The following is a 16,797-nucleotide window of genomic DNA, read 5'->3' on the forward strand; positions in this document are numbered from 1 at the left end:
CGACCGCTCAATAGGTTTGTAACCTTAGCGTTACCTCTGGGCGAAGAACTCCAGCAGCTCGGGCGCCAGCGCCTCCACCGCCACGCCGTGCGTCTGGTCCTCCAGCACCCGGTGCGCCGCGCCGGGCACCGCCGCGGCGACGGCCGCGCCCGCGTTGCGCATCCAGGCGGGGCTGTCCTCGCCGGTGAGCACCAGCGTCGGCCGGTCGATCGCGGCCAGCCGGGCGGCCGGCAGCGCGTTGCCCGGCCCCAGCACGGCCGCCTCGTAGGCGAGCGTGTGCGCCACGGCCTCCGCCTCCGCCCAGAACGGCTCCGCGCGCATCGCGGCCACCGTCGCGGCGGGCATCTCGGCCGCCTCGACCATGAACCGCTCCACGGCCTCGCCGCGCCGGCCGGCCGCCACCAGCGCGCCGAGCTGCGCGGCGAAGTCGTCCGGCAGCGGCGGCGCGGAGTCGTCCACGTGGTACGGCGGCTCCCACAGCGCCAGCTCGCGCACCCCGGGCAGCCGCCCGGCGGCCTCCAGCGCCAAGGCCGCCCCCGACGACCCGCCGAACACCTTCGCGCTCCCGCCGGCCGCCGCGACGACCGCGGCCAGGTCCTCGATCTCCCGCTCGACGGCGTAGGGGGCGGTGTCGCCGCTGCCGCCCCGGCCCCGCCGGTCGTAGCTGTAGACCGTGAACCAGGGGGCCAGGGCCTGGGCGAGGCCCGCCAGCGTCGGGTGGCCGCGCTCCATCATGGCCCCGGCCACCAGCACCACGGCCGGGCCGGAGCCGTAGCGGTCGTAGGCGATGGGCGTGCCGTCCGCCGAGACGGCCGTGCCGCTCAGGACGACGGCTGCACCAGGCACAGCGCCTCCCAGTGGTGGCCGTCGAGGTCGGCGAAGCCGCGCTGGTAGCGCACGCCGTCCTCCTGCTTGACGCCTGCCGGGGTGGCGCCGGCCGCCAGCGCCTTGTCCACCAGCGCGTCCACCTGCTCGGGGTTCTCCATGCCGAGGACGAGGATCGCCTCGGTGCCCGCGGTCGCGTCGGCGACGGGCTTGTCGATGTAGGAGGCGAACACCGGCTCGGTCAGCAGCATCACCTGCGTCTCCTGGTTGATCACGACCGACGCCATGCCCTCGGCCATGCCGAAGATGGTGAAACCGAGCGCGGTGAAGAACTCCTTCGACCGGTCCAGGTCCTTGACCGGCACATTCACGAAGAGCTGCATTTCCGGATCCTTCCTCTGCCAATCGGCTGAACACCTTCGATTCTGCCGATCAGGGAGGCGCCGGTCTTGCACGCGCGTGCCAGGCCGGTTGACGTTCAGCGCACGGCGCCCGCGCGCCGGTACTCCGCCGGCGGCATCCCGTACGCGCGCCGGAACAGCCTGCTGAAGTGCGCGGAGTCGGGCAGCCCGTAGCGGGAGGCGATGGCGCTGACCGGCTCGCCGCCGCCCCTGGCCAGCTCCGCGCGGCAGCGCTCCAGCCGCCGCTGCCGGATCCAGGCGGCCACGGTGGTCTGCTCCGGCTCGAACAATCGGTGCAGGTAGCGCACCGACACGTGGTGGGCGGCGGCGACGGCCGCCGGGTCGAGCTCGGGGTCGCCGAGGTGCTGCTCGATGAAGGCGTGCACGCGCAGCAGCAGCGTGCGCTCCCTGGAGTCCTCCGGCAGCGCCCGCGTCAGCTCCAGCCGCTCCGCGACGGCCGTGCCGACCAGGTCCATCACGACGCCCGACAGGCGGGCGGCGCTGGCCGGGGCGTACGTCTCGTGGTCGGCGGCCACCCGCCGCAGCAGCGGCACCGCCAGGGCGGCCGTGCCCGACTCGCCGCCGATCGGCACCGCGGCCAGCCGGGCCACGGCGTCCACGGGCAGCGTCAGCAGGTCGCGCGGGAAGCTGAAGACGGCCAGCCGCACCGCGCTGTCGTAGGCCAGCTCGTACGGCCGGGTGAAGTCGTAGATCGCGAACTCGCCCCGGCTGAGCTGCGTGGCCCGGCCGTCCTGGGCCAGGCGGGGGCTGCCGGACAGGGTCAGCACCACCCGGTAGAGCTCCGGGTTGTCGCGGCTGATGAGGCCGGGCGTGCGGTGCACGCTGTGCGGCGTGGACGTGCGCACGCTGCCCACCCCGACCGGGCCGAGCCGGCCCAGCTCGATCTCGCCGCGCAGCGGGGCGTCGGGGTCGATGCGCAGGTCGAGCGGCCCGAGCGTGTCACAGACGACGCTGCGCCACATCTCGTGGCGGCGCCGGGCGGGTAAGTCGCTGGTGCGGATCAGGACACTCATGACATCGGCCCCCGTCGTCGGCAGTCCCGCCATCGTAACGAGCCCCGCGGACACCGGCGACGGCACGCGAAAGGGCCCGGGGCCGCGCCCCGGACCCTCCCGTCAGCGCTCTCAGGCGGTCTGCCGCGCCGCGATGGCCTGCTGGTAGAGCCGGCCCGCCCGGTAGGACGAGCGCACCAGCGGCCCCGACAGCACGCCGGCGAAGCCGATCGCCTCGGCCTCGGCCTGCAGCTCGACGAACTCCTCCGGCTTGACCCAGCGCTCGACCGGGTGGTGGCGCGGCGTCGGGCGGAGGTACTGCGTGATCGTCAGCAGGTCGGTGCCGGCCGCGTGCAGGTCGCGCATGGCCTCGACGACCTCCTCGCGGGTCTCGCCCATGCCGAGGATGAGGTTGGACTTGGTGACCAGGCCGGCCTCGCGGGCCATGGTGATCACCTTGAGGGAACGCTCGTAGCGGAAGGCCGGGCGGATGCGCTTGAAGATGCGCGGCACGGTCTCGACGTTGTGGGCGAACACCTCGGGCCTGCTGGAGAAGACCTCCTCGAGCTGGCCGCGGTCGCCGTTGAAGTCGGGCACCAGCAGCTCGACGCCGCAGCCGGGCAGCAGCGCGTGGATCTGGCGGGCGGTCTCGGCGTAGAGCCAGGAGCCGCCGTCGGGCAGGTCGTCGCGGGCGACGCCGGTCACGGTCGCGTAGCGGAGGCCCATCTGCTGGACGGACTCGGCGACCCGGCGCGGCTCGTCGCGGTCGTACTCCTTCGGCTTGCCCGTGTCGATCTGGCAGAAGTCGCAGCGGCGCGTGCACTGGTCGCCGCCGATGAGGAACGTCGCCTCGCGGTCTTCCCAGCACTCGTAGATATTGGGACAGCCCGCCTCTTCACAGACCGTGTGCAGGCCCTCGCGGCGCACGAGCGATTTCAGCTCGGTGTATTCGGGGCCCGTCCTCAGCTTGGTCTTGATCCACGGGGGCTTGCGCTCGATAGGGGTCTCGGCGTTGCGCACCTCCAGGCGGAGGAGCTTTCGGCCTTCAGGAGCAACGGTCACCTTCTCAGCTTACGTCCGCCCGCGACGTCACCCGGCCGGGGGTCAGCTGATGAGGCCGAAGCCGCGCACGGCCCGCGCGTAGTGGGCGCGCAGCTCCTCGTCGACGCGGTCGGAGTCGGCGCCGGAGAGCAGCTCGGCGTCCGGGGCGGAGGTGAGCACGCCGTCGTCGGTGAGCAGGAACCGGGTCAGCGCGCCCTCCCTGATCGCGGCCACGCTCTCGCCGCGCAGCGCCGCCGCCTGCATCGGCGCGAGGTAGCCGCGCCCGGCCGCCAGCGCCTCCAGCTCGGCCAGCTCCTGCGCGGGGACCGCGCGCAGCGCCCGCTCCCGCTGCCTGCGCAGCACCGCCTCCTGGCTCGCCGGGGCCAGCCGGGCCAGCGCGTAGCGGGCCAGCAGCACCGGGCCGCCCAGCACCCGGCCGACCAGGCGGCCGAAGAAGCCCGCCACCTCGTACGCGGTGCCCGGCTGGTCGGCGTACCCCAGCGAGGACGCGGTGATCCTGGTCTGGGCCTCCTCCCTGACGCGCAGCGGCGCGGCCTCCATCAGCGCCTCGCGCCAGGCCTCCAGCGTCTCCATCGCCCCGCCGACCACCAGCTCCTCCCCGCCGGGCGCCCGCGCGTACGCCGTCACCAGCAGCGTCACCCGCTGCCGGGCGGGCAGCGCCAGCCACAGGGGCAGCCCCACGACGAGCACCGGCCGGCGGGCCGCGCCGACGGGGCCGTACCAGGCGTCGGCGGCCAGGTCGCGGAGCGCGACCACGCGCGGGCGGCGCACCCCGACCCGGTCGGCCACCCGGTCGGCCAGCGCGTGCAACTCGGGCGCGGCGGCGCGCTCCAGCACCTCGGCGTCGGCGGGCAGGGCGGGCAGGTGCGGGCGCAACACCCAGGCGACGGCCAGGCTGAGCCCGCCCAGCAGCCACGCGATCAACGATCCCGCGTGCGCGGCGATCGCCCACAGGCCGACCGCGGCGAAGCCCAGCGTCATCAGGTGCACCAGCGACGCGAGGACGAGAGCGAGGAGGCGCTTCACACCGGCGATGGTAAAACGGCGCTTGTCCGGATTCTGTCGAATATCGGTGGCGATTCGGTCACCGGCCCAACCGTCACCGGCGCAGCAGGTCCTCCTCGTGCAGGTCGAAGCCCTCCCTGCCGAGCGCCTCGGCCAGCCGCTTCTCCGCGATGGGCAGGACCTCCTCGACCACGATCCGGCGGCCGGTCTCCGCCGACAACGACGAGACGCCCACGTCGGGCAGCCCGCACGGCGCGATCCGGTTGAACCAGCGGGGGTCGTTGGCGCAGTTGAGCGCGAAACCGTGCATGGTGACGCCGCGCGAGACCCGGATGCCGACCGCGCCGAGCTGGCGGTCGGGCAGCCCCAGCGCGGGATCGCCGATCGCCCACACCCCCGCCCGGCCGCTCACCCGGCGGGCCGAGACGCCGAAGTCGGCGCACACCTGGATCATCGTCTCCTCCAGGCGGCAGGCGTAGGCCACCACGTCGGTGACGCCGACGATCGGGTAGGCCACGAGCTGCCCGGGGCCGTGCCAGGTCAGCCGGCCGCCCCGGTCGACGTCCACGACCGGGGTGCCGTCGGAGGGACGCTCGGCGGGCGCGGTGCGCCGGCCCGCCGTGTAGACGGGCGCGTGCTCGAGGAACAGGACGGTGTCGGGCAGCTCGCCCGCCGCCCGTTTGCCGTGCACCCAGCGCTGCAGCGACCAGGCCTGCTCGTAGGGGACGTCGACACCGAGTCGGACGATGGCCAGTGCGTGGGGATCGTCCCCGGGGATGGGGCGCATGAGCCTATTGTGCCGTTCCCTCACCCTTGAAGGGTAATTCAGGGGGTCAGCATGCGGGGCTCGATCCGCAACTCCTTCACCCCGTCGGCCCCGTCGTGTTCCAGCCGGTAGGCGTAGCCGCCGGGCTCGACGCTGACCGCCTGGATGAACTCGGTGCCCACGTAGTGCAGGCCGACGCCCTCGTCGGCGGCGTAACCGCCGGGCAGCTCGCCGCTCGCCACCGACTGCTGCAGCAGCGGCCGGCGCTGCGGGTCGGAGTCGTAGTGCACGCCGCACGAGTACGGCAGCAGGCCCAGCCCGTCGGCCCACACCCGCAGCTCGGGGCCGAAGGAGTCGGTGTTGCCGCCCACGTGCCAGCACAGCGCGCCCGCGCTCTGCCCCGACAGCACCACGCCGGCCCGCCACGCCTCGCCCAGCGCCTCGTCCAGGCCGTGCAGCCGCCACAACGCCATCAGGTTCGCCACGCTGCCGCCGGAGACGTAGATCATGTCCTGTTCCAGGATCCACGCTCTCGGATCGGGCACGTTGGGCATGGGGAACACCGTCAGATGGCTCAGCTCCACGTCCCACCCGGCGAACGCGCCGTACATCTTCAGGATCCAGTCGGAGTCGTCGCCCAGCGCGGTCGCCATCAGGCCCAGCCGCGGACGGTCCTGCCCGGTCAGGTCGAGGCCGTAGCGCAGCAGCCCGCTCGCCTCCAGGAACGAGTAGCGCGGGCTCGGGCGGAACGAGCCGCCCCCGATCGCGAGGATGTGCGACTGGCCTGACCGTGTCATCTCAAGAACTCCCCACCGGCAGAGAAACGAACGGCCACTAGAGTACGGCGCGCAGCGCCTCGTCGAGTCGGGTATGGGCGAAGCGGTAGCCGCTCGCGGCCAGCTTGCCCGGCAGCACGCGGTGGCTCGGCAGCAGCCCCGCCCGCGCGAACTCCCCGAGGCCGAGCGACAGCGCGAACGCCGGCACCGGGATCGGCATCGCGCCGCGCCGCACCGCCCGCGCCAGCGTGCGGGTGAAGGCGGCGTTCGTGACCGGGCCGGGCGAGGTGAGGTTGACCGGCCCGCGCACCTCCCGCTCGCGCAGCAGGTGCAGCACCGCCCCCACCCAGTCGGCCTCGGTGATCCACGACCAGTACTGCCGGCCCGAGCCGAGCGGCGCGCCGAGCCCCATCCTGAACAGCGGCAGGACGCGGCCCAGCATCCCGCCCCGCCCGCTCAGCACCAGGCCGGTGCGCAGCGTGACGGTCCTGATGCCGGCCTCCCCGGCCCGCGCGGCCTCGCCCTCCCAGCGCTCGCACAGGTCGGCGAGGAAACCGTCGCCCTTGCCCTGGCTCTCGTCGATCTCCCGATCGCCGGTGTCGCCGTAGAAGTCGACCCCGGAGGCCGACAGCAGCACCTCGGGCGGGCTGGACAGCTCGCGCAGCGCGTCGACCAGCGTGCGGGTGCCCGCGACCCGGCTGGCGACCAGCTCGCGCTTGTACGCCTCGCTCCACCGCCGGTCGCCGATCGGCGCGCCCGCCAGGTGCACCGCGGCCTCGGCGCCCTCCAGCGCGGACGGGTCGGCGAGCTTGTCGCCCGGCCGCCAGGTCACCTCACCGGGGCCGCGGGCCGGCCGCCGCACCAGGCGCACCACCTCGCGCCCCTCGTCGCGCAGCGCCTCGACCAGCGCCGTCCCCAGCAGCCCCGACGCCCCCGTCACGATGATCCCCATGACCACACAGTACGCCCGCCGGGACGCGAGAGGCCGGACGCCCCAGGAAGGGACGCCCGGCCCGGCGCACGTGCGGGAACGGCCTTACGCGAGGCCGAGCTGGGCCTCGAAGCGGCCCTCCTCCAGGCGGCGCTTGATCGTCGTCAGGAAGCGGGCGGCGTCGGCCCCGTCGACCAGGCGGTGGTCGTAGGTCAGCGCCAGGTAGACCATCGAGCGCACCGCGATGACCTCGCCCTCCGGCGTGTCGAGCACGACGGGACGCTTGACGACCGCGCCCGTGCCGAGCATGCCGACCTGCGGCTGGTTGAGGATCGGGGTGTCGAACAGCGCGCCGCGGCTGCCGGTGTTGGTCAGCGTGAACGTGCCGCCGGTGATCTCGTCGGGCGTCACCTGGTTGTTGCGGGTGCGCTCGGCGAGGTCGGTGACCTTGCGGGCGAGCCCGGCGAGGTTGAGGTCGCCGGCGTTCTTGACGACCGCCGCGAGCAGGCCGCGCTCGGTGTCGACCGCGATGCCGAGGTTCTCGACGTCGAAGTAGGTGACCTCGTTGGTCTCGTTGTTGATCGTGGCGTTGAGCTTGGGGTGCTGCTTGAGCGCCTCGACCGTGGCCATCGCGAAGAACGGGGTGAAGGTCAGCTTGACGCCCTCGCGGCGCAGGAAGTCGTCCTTCGCCCGCGCCCGGAGCTGCGCGATCTTGGTGACGTCCACCTCGACGACCGAGGTGAGCTGCGCGGCGGTCTGCAGCGACTCGACCATGCGCTTGGCGATGGTCTGACGCAGCCGCGTCATCTTCTCCGTACGGCCGCGCAGCGTCGTGTCGACCTCGACCGGCTCGGGCGCCGCGGCGACCGGGGCCTGCGCCGCCGGGGCCGGGGCCTGGGCGGCCTGGGCGGCGGCCGGAGCCGGGGCGGCCTGGGCCGCGGCGGCCTTCTCGCGCTGCGCCTTGGCGGCCTCCAGCACGTCCTGCTTGCGGATGCGGCCGCCGACGCCGGTGCCGTTGATCGCGTCGAGGTCGACGCCGTGCTCGTTGGCGAGCTTGCGCACCAGCGGCGTGACGTAGGGGCTCTCGCCCGACGGCTGCGCCGGGGCGGGCGCGGCCTGCGGGGCCGGAGCCGCCTGCGGGGCGGGGGCGGCCTGCTGGGCGGGCTGCGGGGCCGGGGCGGGCGCCGGGGGCGGCGTCTGCTGGGCGGGCTGCTGGGCGGGCTGGGCGGGCTGCTCGGGAGCCGGCTGCGGGATGGAGGAGGCGGGGGCGGCCTGGGCGGGCTCGGGCTCCGGCTCCGGCTCGGGCTGCGCCGCGGGGGCCGGGGACTCGGCGGCCGGGGCGGCCGCGCCCTCCTGGGCGTTCTCGTCGATGATGGCCAGCTCGGCGCCGACCTCGACGGTCTCGTCCTCGGCAACGACGATCTTCGTGAGGACGCCCGCGGACGGCGACGGGATCTCGGTGTCGACCTTGTCGGTCGAGACCTCCAGGAGCGGCTCGTCGGCCTCGACGCGCTCGCCCTCCTTCTTCAGCCAACGGGTTACGGTGCCCTCGGTCACGCTCTCGCCGAGCTGGGGCATCTGTACGGAGACCGGCATCGTTATTCTTCTCTCGCGTTCTGATCTCGAGGGCTGGACTAGTTGTGTACGTGCAACGGCTTGCCGGCGAGGGCCAGCATCGCCTCACCCATCGCCTCGGACTGGGTCGGGTGTGCGTGGATCAGCTGGGCGACCTCTGCGGGCAGCGCCTCCCAGTTGTAGATCAGCTGGCCCTCCGTGACGAGCTCGCCGATGCGCCGGCCCACCATGTGGACACCGACGACCGGGCCGTCCTTCTGGGCGATGACCTTCACCGCGCCGGAGGTGCCGAGGATCTGGCTCTTGGGGTTTCCCGCCAGGTCGTAGACCTGCTCGACGATCTCGATGCCGCGCTCGGCGGCCTGGGCCGAGGTGAGGCCGACCGAGGCGACCTCGGGGTCGGAGTAGGTGATGCGGGGCACGCCAGCGTAGTCGATGGGCGGCGGGTTGAGGCCGGCGATGTGCTCGGCCACCATGATGCCCTCGGCGAACCCGGCGTGCGCGAGCTGCGGCGTCGGGATGAGGTCGCCGATGGCGTAGACGCCCGCGACCGAGGTGCGGCAGTGCTCGTCCACCACGACCGCGCCGCGCTCGACGGCGACGCCCTGCTCCTCGAAGCCCAGGCCGGCCGAGACCGGGCCGCGGCCGACCGCGACGAGCAGCAGCTCGGCGTCGAGGGTCTTGCCGTTGGCCAGGGTGACCACCACGCCCGTCTCGGTGGTCTTGGCGCTGTCGAAGAAGACGCCCAGCTCGTACTTGATGCCGCGGCGGCGGAAGGCCCGCTCCAGCAGCTTGGAGCTGGACTCCTCCTCGGTGGGCAGCAGGTGCGGCAGCGCCTCGACGATCGTCACCTCGGCGCCGAAGGAGCGGTAGACGCTGGCCAGCTCGACGCCGATCACACCGCCGCCCAGCACGATCACCGAGCTCGGCACGCGGTCCATCCGCAGCGTGTGCTCGCTGGTGATGACGCGCTCGCCGTCGATCTCCAGGCCGGGCAGCGACCGCGGGGCCGAGCCGGTGGCGAGGACGACGTGGCGGCCCTCGTAGACCTCGTCGCCGACCTGCACCCGGTTCGCGCCGACCAGGCGGCCCTCGCCCTCGACCACCGTCACGCCCGCGCCCTTGAGCAGGCCCTGCACGCCCTTCCAGGCCCGCGTGACGATCTTGTCCTTGAAGGCGTGCACGCCCTGCACGTCGATGCCCTCGAAGCGGGCCTTGACGCCGTAGGACGCGCTCTCGCGGGTCTCGTCGGCGATCTCGGCCGAGTGCAGCAGGGCCTTCGTGGGGATGCATCCCCTGTGGAGGCAGGTGCCGCCGATCTTGTCCTTCTCGATGAGGACGACCGACTTGCCCAGCTCAGCCGCCCGAAGCGCGCACGCGTAACCGCCGCTGCCGCCACCTAGGACGACGATGTCGTAGGCCACAGGAAGGCTCCTTGGTCGGGGTGTTCGTGATGGCTCATCTTTTCATCTGTTTCAGATGCTCGCGTGCCGCTCGGCGAGTCCGATCAGGGTGCGGGTGACCGCGCCCGTGCCGCCCTTGGGGACGTATCCGTACGGCTCGCCCTTGTTGAACGCGGGCCCCGCCATGTCGATGTGCGCCCAGCGCACGCCGTCCGGGACGAACTCCTTGAGGAAGATGCCCGCGGCCAGCATGCCGCCGAACCGCTCGGGGTGCAGGTTGGCGATGTCGGCGATGGGGGAGTCGAGGCCCTTGCGCAGCTCCTCCGGCAGCGGCATGCCCCAGGCGTTCTCGCCGGCGGCGTTGGCGGCCTCGACGACGAGCTCCCTGACGGCGTCGTCGTTGGCCATGACGCCGGCCGTGCGCCAGCCCAGGGCGACGATCTGCGCGCCGGTGAGGGTGGCCACGTCGACGATCAGGTCGGGGTGGTCCTCGGCGGCGCGGGCGATGCCGTCCATCAGCACCAGGCGGCCCTCGGCGTCGGTGTCGAGCACCTCGACGGTCTTGCCGCTGTAGCTGTGGATGACGTCGGAGGGGCGCTGCGCGGTGCCGCTCGGCAGGTTCTCGGCCAGGCAGAGGTAGCCGACGGCGTTGACCGGCAGCCCGAGGCGGGCGATGCCGAGCAGCGCGCCGAGGACGGCGCCCGCGCCGCCCATGTCGGACTTCATCCAGTCCATGGACGCGGACGGCTTCAGCGACAGGCCGCCGGAGTCGAAGGTGATGCCCTTGCCGACGTAGGCGAGCGTCTTGGTCGCCTCGGGGTGGCTGTAGGCGAGGCGGACCAGGCGCGGCGGGTTGGCCGAGCCCTGGCCGACGCCGATGAGGCCGCCGTAGCCACCGTCGCGGAGCTGCTTGTCGTCGAGCACCTCGACGCTCAGCCCGGCCTCGGCGCCCTTCTGCTCGGCGATCTCGGCGAACCTGGCCGGCCACAGGTCGGAGGGCGGCGTGTTGACCAGGTCGCGGACGAGCGCGACCGACTCGGCCAGCACGCCCGCGCGCTCGGCGGCGGAATCGGGCTGCCCGGAGACCACGGTCAGCTCGGCGACGGGGGCCTGCTGCTCGCCGGTGGTGCGGTAGCGGCCGAAGGAGTAGGCGCCCAGCAGGCCGCCGAGCGCGACCGCCTCGGCCTCCTCGGGGGTGCCGGCGGGCAGGGCGAGCGCGGCGCGGGCGGTGCCGGCCAGCGAGCGGACGGCGGCGCCGGCGGCCCGGCGCAGCGTCTCGGCGCCGGCGCCCGCGGGGGCGCCCAGACCGACCGCGACCAGCAGCGGGGCGGCGATGGCGCCGAACGTGGGCAGCTTGGCGAGCTCGCCGCTCTTGCCGGTGAAGGCGACCGCGCGGAGCGAGGCGGCGAGCTTGCCGCCGAAGGCCGCGTCGAGGGATTCTGCGCCCGCGGCGGGGACGGGTCCGTCCTGGCCGTGCGTGAAGCCGACGATCAACGCGTCGGTGTCTAGCGAGACGGGATCTGCTGAGTTCAGCCGCACAGTGGTCACGTAAACCGATGCTATCCACGTCTTCTGACTACTCACAAACAGGGGTTCATCCTACAAATCAGCGGGCTCTGTCGTTGTCGGCGACATGGTGCTAGTGTCATTAGCATCATGCTGCTGACGCTCGACCTGAACGACGCCCGGCCCCTGCACGAGCAGGTCGCCGGCGCCATCCGGCGCGCCATCGGAGAGGGCTCCTACGCGCCCGGCGACCGCCTGCCGCCCGCCCGCGACCTCGCGCAGGCGCTCGGCATCAACCCCAACACCGTCCTCCGCGCCCTGCGGGACCTGCGCGACGAGGGCCTGCTGGAGTTCCGGCGCGGCAGGGGCGTCAGCGTGGCGGGCCCCGCCACCGGCGCCGTCGCCGGCCGCGCCCTGCTCGTCCAGCGAGCGCGCGAGCTGCTGGAGGAAGCCCGAAGGTACGGCTACGGCCGTGACGACCTCATCACCATCCTGGAGGAGCTCCCATGAACCCCCGAGTGACGGCCGCCGCCTGGGGCCTGCTCGTCACCGCCGTCCAGATCGGGCTGCCACTGGCGGTGCGCGGCCGGCTGCCGGAGCCCATGGCCACGCACTGGGGCGTGGGCAACCGGCCCGACGGCTCGATGCCCTTCACCCGCTACGTGCTGATCGAGACCCTGTTCTGGGTGCTGCCCTGGGTCACGGCGCTCGCCGTCGCCGGCACGGGCCGCGCTCTGGAGCACAGGCAGGGCCGCATCGCCTGGTGGGGCGGGCTGTTCGGGCTCGGCGTGTTCGCCGCCGGCCTCAACGTGAGCACCGTGCTCGCCAACCTCGGCGCCGCCCACTGGACGCAGGCGCGGCTGACGGCGCCGCACCCGCTGGTCGTCGTCGCCGCCGCCTGCGCGGCCGGCGCGCTCGCCGCCTACCTGGGACGCGGCGAGCCGGACGTCCTCCCCGCCGGGCACCGCGAGCCGCCGCTGCTGCGCCTGCGGCCGGGGGAGCGGGCGGTCTGGGTCGGCCACGTCACCAACCCCTGGCTGGCGCTCATCACCCTGGTCGCGGCCGGCGGGCTCGTCGTGCTCGGCGCGCTCTCCCTGGTGGGCGTGGCCGGGGGCCAGGTGGCCGCCGCCGTCCTGCCCGCGCTGGTCATCATGCTGGCGGTCGGGCTGCTGACCTCCTCCGCCTCGGTGCGGGCGGGCGGCGACCACGTGGTGATCCGTCTCGGGCCGCTGCGCGTGCCGGTCCGCCGCATCCCGCTGGCGAAGATCGAGTCGGCCTGGGCCGAGGACCGCTACCCCAGCCAGGTCGGCGGGTGGGGCGTCCGCGGGCTGCCCGGCGGTGCCACCATCATGTTGCGCGGCGGCCAGTGCCTGGTGATCGCCTACCGGTCGGGGGGCCGGCTGGCCATCAGCGTCGACGACGCCGCCCGCGGCGCCTCCCTCGTCAACGCCCTCATCGCGGAGCGGGTGCAATCATGAAGAAGCCTCTCGTCGTCTTCGTCGTCCTGGCCTTCGGGCTGTCCTGGCTGGTGGCGCTGCCCCTCTGGCTCGGCGGCGGGCTCGGCTCGCCGCTGCTGGTCGGGCTGGCCACGCTGATGATGTTCACGCCCAGCGTGGGCGTGCTCGGGGCGTGGGCGGCCGGCCGCACGCCGGTGCGGCAGTGGGCCCGGCGGACCGGGCTGACGCTCGGCGAGCGGAAGGGCCGCACCGGCCGGTACGTGCTCGGCGCCTGGATCGGGGTGCCCCTGCTGGTGCTCGCCTCCATCGGGCTCAGCGCCGCCGCCGGGCTGCTCAGGCTCGACCTCGACGGGCTCAGCCTGCTGCGGGCGGCGTACGAGGCCCGCGGCGTGCCCGCGCCCGACGACCTCGGGACGGCGGTCACGCTGCCGATCCTGCTGGGCGTGCTCGCCGGGCCCGTGCTGAACGCCGTCCCGGCACTCGGCGAGGAATGGGGCTGGCGCGGCTGGCTGCTGCCCCGGCTCGTCTCCTCCAACGGCGTCCTGGCCGGGCTGCTGCTGTCAGGGGCGGTGTGGGGGCTGTGGCACGCGCCGCTCACCCTGCTCGGCTACAACTACCCGCGGCTCGGGTCGTGGGCGGCGCTGTTCTTCATCGGCTTCTGCACGCTGGCCGGGGTGCTGCTCGGGTGGCTGCGGCTGCGCACCGGCAGCGTGTGGCCCGCCGTGGTGGCGCACGGCTCGCTCAACGCGGTGGCCCCCGCGGTCCTCATGCTGGGGGACGCCGCCGCGCCGCCGAACGAGGTGCTGGCCGGGATCACCGGGCTGGTGGGATGGGCGGTGCTCGCGGTGGTCTGCGCGGTGCTGCTCCGCCTCGCCCCGGTACGCCCGCCCGCGCCGCCCACCCCGGCCGAGCCCGCCCCCGCCTCGGCCGCCTGACCCGCCCCCGCCTGGGCTGCCTGGCCCGCCCCCGCCTCGGCCGCCTGACCCGCCCCGCTTTCGGCCCGTCGCCCGCGCCCTCGCCGCTCAGCCCAGGACGGCGCAGGCCACCAGCGCCGCCGCCGTGGCGGTCTCCACCAGCGCGCCCAGCACGTCGCCGGTGATCCCGCCGAGGCGGCGGCGGGCCCGCCGCAGCAGCGCCAGGGCGGCCAGCAGGCCGGTGAGCAGGGCGGCGGGCAGGGTGAGGAAGGCCGGCAACCGCAGCCCGCACCCCACCGTCACCGGGCCGTCCCGAAGTTCATCCCCGGTGTCGTCCGAGGTGTCGCCCGCGCCCATGAAGCGCGGGTCCCACCCGAGGGCGCCATCGGGGGTCGCGAGGAACGCCTCGTTGATCGTCTCCTCGGTGTCGCGGGTGTCCGAGCCGGTGAGCCAGGCCGCCGTCTCCGCCGCCCACGCGCGCGGCGCGTCCCGCCACCAGCCGATGTCGACGCTCAGCCCGAGCCCCGCGAAGGCGAGCAGCGCGGCCAGGGTGACGAGCCAGGGGGCGGCGGGACGCACCGAGCCGGCGACCGTCGCCCCCAGCCCGTCGGGCCGGGCGGCGGGCACGCCGGCGCGGCAGGCCCAGGTCAGCGCCAGCCGTCCCGCCACGCAGGCGGTGACCAGCGCCGCGAGCCCGGTGTAGGTCAGCGCGGCCACCTGCACGAGCAGCGTGAACGTCAGCGTCACCACGCCGAACGGCCCGATGTCCGACTTTCTCATGATGTCGAGCGCCTGGCCGGCGGGTCTGCCGCTGCCGAGGCCGTCCGCCAGGTCGGCCAGCCCGTCGAGATGCAGGCCCCGGGTGAGCAGCGCCAGCAGCCCGAGCGCCAGGGCCGCGTCGAGCAGCGGCGGCACGGGCAGCAGCAGCGGCAGCCCGGCGACCGCCGCCAGCACGAGCCCGATGACCGGCGCCAGCGTCATCGCCTGCCCCGCGACCTGCCGGTCCACGCGATCCACCCGGACGCGGAAGACGGTGAGCGTGCCGGCCGCGAACCGCAGCCCGTCCGTGAGGCGCCGCATAACGGTTGATCCTAGGGCCACTAGTGTGGCGGGATGCACGTGGTTGAACTCGAAGGCGTAGCGGTCCGCGTCACCGGCAAGACGCTGCTGGACGCCGTGCACTGGCAGGTGGACTACGGCGATCACTGGGTGGTCCTCGGCCCCAACGGCGCGGGCAAGACGACGCTGCTGTCGCTGGCCGGCGCGGTGCGCCACCCCAGCGAGGGGGTGGTGAAGGTGCTCGGCCACCGGCTCGGCCGGGTCGACCTGCGCGAGCTGCGCCGCCACCTCGGCCTGGTCGCGGCCAGCCAGCGGCTCATCGACGAGGAGCTGATGGAGGAGGAGGGCGCGACCGCGCACACCGTGGTGCTGACCGGGCACACCGGGACCAGCGCCCCCTTGTGGGACAGGTACGGCGACTCCGAGCGCGACCGGGCCCACCGCCTGCTCGCCGACCTCGGCTGCAAGGACCTCGCCGACCGGCCGTTCCGGGTGTGCTCCCAGGGCGAGCGGGCCCGCATCCGGGTGGCCAGGGCGCTCATGGCCGACCCGGCGGTGCTGCTGCTGGACGAGCCGTTCGCGGGGCTCGACCTGCCGGCCCGCGAGGACCTCATCACCGCCGTCGAGGACCTGGCCGCGACCCGGCCCGTCCTCACCACCATCACCGTCACCCACCACCTGGAGGAGGTGCCGGCGACGACCACGCACGCCATGCTCATGCGCGACGCCCGGGTGCTGGCCGCCGGGCCGGTGGCCGACGTGCTCACCCCGGCCAACCTCTCCGACTGCTTCGGCCGCCCGCTGCACGTGGACCGGCTCGACGGCCGCTGGTACGCCCGCGCCCTCCGCCCCTGACCCTGCCGGACGTTCGGGGTCGTCAGAGCTCCAGCAGGCGGCCCGCGACGACCAGGGCCACGTACTCGGACTCGGCGGCGAGGCGCTCGTTGAGGCGGCCGAGCGCGTCCCTGAAGGCGCGCCCGCTGGCCGTGGCCGGCACCACGCCCATCCCGACCTCGTCGGAGACCGCCACGACCGGCCCGGGAGCCTGCCGCCAGGCCGCGACCAGCTCGTCGCAGCGCCGCTGGACGGGCGCGCGGTCGCCGTCCCACGCCCCGTGCTCGTCGAACACCGCCGCCAGCCACGTGCCGAGCCCGTCGATGAGCAGCGGCGTGGTGGCGCCGCCGACGGCCGTCACCAGGTCGGTGGTCTCGACCGTCGCCCAGTGCTCAGGACGGCGTTCGCGGTGCGCCCGCACCCGGTCCGCCCACTCGCCGTCGCCCGTGCCGGCGGGGCCGGTGGCGACGTAGGTGACGTGCGGCTCGGCCGCCAGCCGCAGCTCGGCCTCGCCCGACTTGCCCGACCGCGACCCGCCCAGCAGCAACGCCCGCCGCACCCGCACCCTCTCGGCACCCGGGGCGGAGACGCCCGGCTGCGTGCCGTCCGGCACGGCGGTGTCCAGTTGCGTGCCGTCCGGCACGGCGGTGTCCAGCTCCGTGCCGTCCGGCACGGCAACCGCGCCCCACAGCCGCAGCCGCCTGGCCAGCTCCTCCTCCGACCGCACCCGGTGGTCGAGCCCCACGGCCACCACCTGGGCCGACGGGCACGCCCGCCGCAGCCGGCCCAGACGCTCGGGCCGGTCGAGCAGGTCGATGAGCACCAGGTCGGGCCGGACGGGCAGGCGCGCGGGCGGCTCGTGTCCCGGCGGCACGCACAGCAGCGTCCCGCCGTCCGGGCCGGTCAGCCCGAGCCCGCCGCCCCACGCCCGATAACCGGGCGGCGCCTCGCCGAACGGGAAGGCGACCAGCCCGTCCACCAGCAGCTCGAACGGACGCCGGCCGGCGGTCAGCCCGGAGCAGGACGCGCAGCGGCACCCCGGCTCAGGCCACCCGCTCCCGCCCGCCGTGCCGGAGAGAAGCACTTTCACCGGCCCGAGCGTACAAGGGCCGCCTCCGCCGAGGCCCCGCCGGGAGCGCCGCGCACCCGCCCACCCGCCCGCCCGGCCGCCCGGCCGCCCGCCCGCCCGGCCGCCCACCCGCCCGCCCGGCCGCCCGGCCGCCCGGCCGCGCGGTCACGCGGCCCGGCGGTCAGAAGGGCGGAGAAGCGG

Annotated in this window: 17 protein-coding genes; 4 read left to right on the plus strand and 13 right to left on the minus strand. The window is 74.7% G+C overall.

What is annotated here, in order from left to right; all coding sequences use genetic code 11:
* Positions 1–30: 30 nt before the first annotated feature.
* The 11 genes from MF672_RS43445 to MF672_RS43495 form a co-directional block, all read right to left on the minus strand.
* The gene (locus MF672_RS43445) at positions 31–846 is read right to left on the minus strand and encodes an alpha/beta fold hydrolase (protein ID WP_242381313.1); all 816 of its coding nucleotides are present in this window, start codon (positions 844–846) and stop codon (positions 31–33) included.
* Positions 822–1,208, minus strand: coding sequence for a VOC family protein (locus MF672_RS43450; protein ID WP_242381312.1), 387 nt, complete (start codon positions 1,206–1,208; stop codon positions 822–824). Before MF672_RS43450 ends, MF672_RS43445 begins: the two co-directional genes overlap by 25 nt.
* Positions 1,209–1,303: 95 nt before the next feature.
* Positions 1,304–2,260 (minus strand): AraC-like ligand-binding domain-containing protein, encoded by a 957-nt coding sequence (locus MF672_RS43455; protein ID WP_242381311.1) that lies wholly within the window; start codon positions 2,258–2,260, stop codon positions 1,304–1,306.
* 111 nt (positions 2,261–2,371) lie between these two features.
* The gene (gene lipA / locus MF672_RS43460; protein WP_242381310.1) at positions 2,372–3,301 is read right to left on the minus strand and encodes a lipoyl synthase; all 930 of its coding nucleotides are present in this window, start codon (positions 3,299–3,301) and stop codon (positions 2,372–2,374) included.
* 42 nt (positions 3,302–3,343) lie between these two features.
* A complete protein-coding gene (locus MF672_RS43465; RefSeq protein WP_242381309.1) occupies positions 3,344–4,327 on the minus strand; it encodes a M48 family metalloprotease in 984 nt (327 codons plus the stop codon).
* 73 nt (positions 4,328–4,400) lie between these two features.
* Positions 4,401–5,093, minus strand: coding sequence for a lipoyl(octanoyl) transferase LipB (gene lipB / locus MF672_RS43470; protein WP_242381308.1), 693 nt, complete (start codon positions 5,091–5,093; stop codon positions 4,401–4,403).
* Between the two features lie 38 nt (positions 5,094–5,131).
* Entirely contained in the window at positions 5,132–5,869 is a 738-nt protein-coding gene (locus tag MF672_RS43475) for a Type 1 glutamine amidotransferase-like domain-containing protein (RefSeq protein WP_242381307.1), read from the minus strand.
* Between the two features lie 37 nt (positions 5,870–5,906).
* On the minus strand, positions 5,907–6,800 hold the full coding sequence (locus tag MF672_RS43480; protein ID WP_242381306.1) for a TIGR01777 family oxidoreductase: 894 nt from the start codon (positions 6,798–6,800) through the stop codon (positions 5,907–5,909).
* Between the two features lie 84 nt (positions 6,801–6,884).
* A complete protein-coding gene (gene sucB, locus MF672_RS43485; RefSeq protein WP_247815729.1) occupies positions 6,885–8,375 on the minus strand; it encodes a 2-oxoglutarate dehydrogenase, E2 component, dihydrolipoamide succinyltransferase in 1,491 nt (496 codons plus the stop codon).
* A 38-nt stretch (positions 8,376–8,413) separates the two neighbouring features.
* Positions 8,414–9,778: a dihydrolipoyl dehydrogenase gene (gene lpdA, locus MF672_RS43490; protein WP_242383855.1), complete on the minus strand. Its 1,365-nt coding sequence runs from the start codon at positions 9,776–9,778 to the stop codon at positions 8,414–8,416.
* Between the two features lie 51 nt (positions 9,779–9,829).
* On the minus strand, positions 9,830–11,305 hold the full coding sequence (locus tag MF672_RS43495) for a leucyl aminopeptidase (protein WP_242383856.1): 1,476 nt from the start codon (positions 11,303–11,305) through the stop codon (positions 9,830–9,832).
* Positions 11,306–11,413: 108 nt separating this feature from the next.
* On the opposite strand from MF672_RS43495, the gene MF672_RS43500 reads away from it, so the two are divergent.
* Genes MF672_RS43500 through MF672_RS43510 form a run of 3 tightly spaced genes read left to right on the plus strand, consistent with a single transcriptional unit; the run spans position 11,414 to position 13,655 of the window.
* The gene (locus MF672_RS43500; protein ID WP_242383857.1) at positions 11,414–11,773 is read left to right on the plus strand and encodes a GntR family transcriptional regulator; all 360 of its coding nucleotides are present in this window, start codon (positions 11,414–11,416) and stop codon (positions 11,771–11,773) included.
* Complete coding sequence (locus MF672_RS43505; protein ID WP_242383858.1) at positions 11,770–12,741, plus strand: SdpI family protein; 972 nt, start codon at positions 11,770–11,772, stop codon at positions 12,739–12,741. The genes MF672_RS43500 and MF672_RS43505 overlap by 4 nt, the downstream gene beginning before the upstream one ends.
* On the plus strand, positions 12,738–13,655 hold the full coding sequence (locus MF672_RS43510; protein WP_242383859.1) for a CPBP family intramembrane glutamic endopeptidase: 918 nt from the start codon (positions 12,738–12,740) through the stop codon (positions 13,653–13,655). The genes MF672_RS43505 and MF672_RS43510 overlap by 4 nt, the downstream gene beginning before the upstream one ends.
* 87 nt (positions 13,656–13,742) lie before the next feature.
* On the opposite strand, the gene MF672_RS43515 is transcribed toward MF672_RS43510, so the two are convergent.
* The gene (locus MF672_RS43515; protein WP_242384064.1) at positions 13,743–14,714 is read right to left on the minus strand and encodes an adenosylcobinamide-GDP ribazoletransferase; all 972 of its coding nucleotides are present in this window, start codon (positions 14,712–14,714) and stop codon (positions 13,743–13,745) included.
* 33 nt (positions 14,715–14,747) lie between these two features.
* Here MF672_RS43515 and MF672_RS43520 point away from each other — a divergent pair, with 33 nt between their 5' ends.
* Positions 14,748–15,548: an ABC transporter ATP-binding protein gene (locus MF672_RS43520; RefSeq protein WP_242384063.1), complete on the plus strand. Its 801-nt coding sequence runs from the start codon at positions 14,748–14,750 to the stop codon at positions 15,546–15,548.
* A gap of 22 nt (positions 15,549–15,570) precedes the next feature.
* On the opposite strand, the gene MF672_RS43525 is transcribed toward MF672_RS43520, so the two are convergent.
* Positions 15,571–16,617: a bifunctional adenosylcobinamide kinase/adenosylcobinamide-phosphate guanylyltransferase gene (locus MF672_RS43525; RefSeq protein WP_242384062.1), complete on the minus strand. Its 1,047-nt coding sequence runs from the start codon at positions 16,615–16,617 to the stop codon at positions 15,571–15,573.
* Positions 16,618–16,797 lie beyond the last annotated feature (180 nt).

The sequence above is a fragment of the Actinomadura luzonensis genome, assembly GCF_022664455.2.
GTDB classification, from domain to species: Bacteria; Actinomycetota; Actinomycetes; order Streptosporangiales; family Streptosporangiaceae; genus Nonomuraea; species Nonomuraea luzonensis.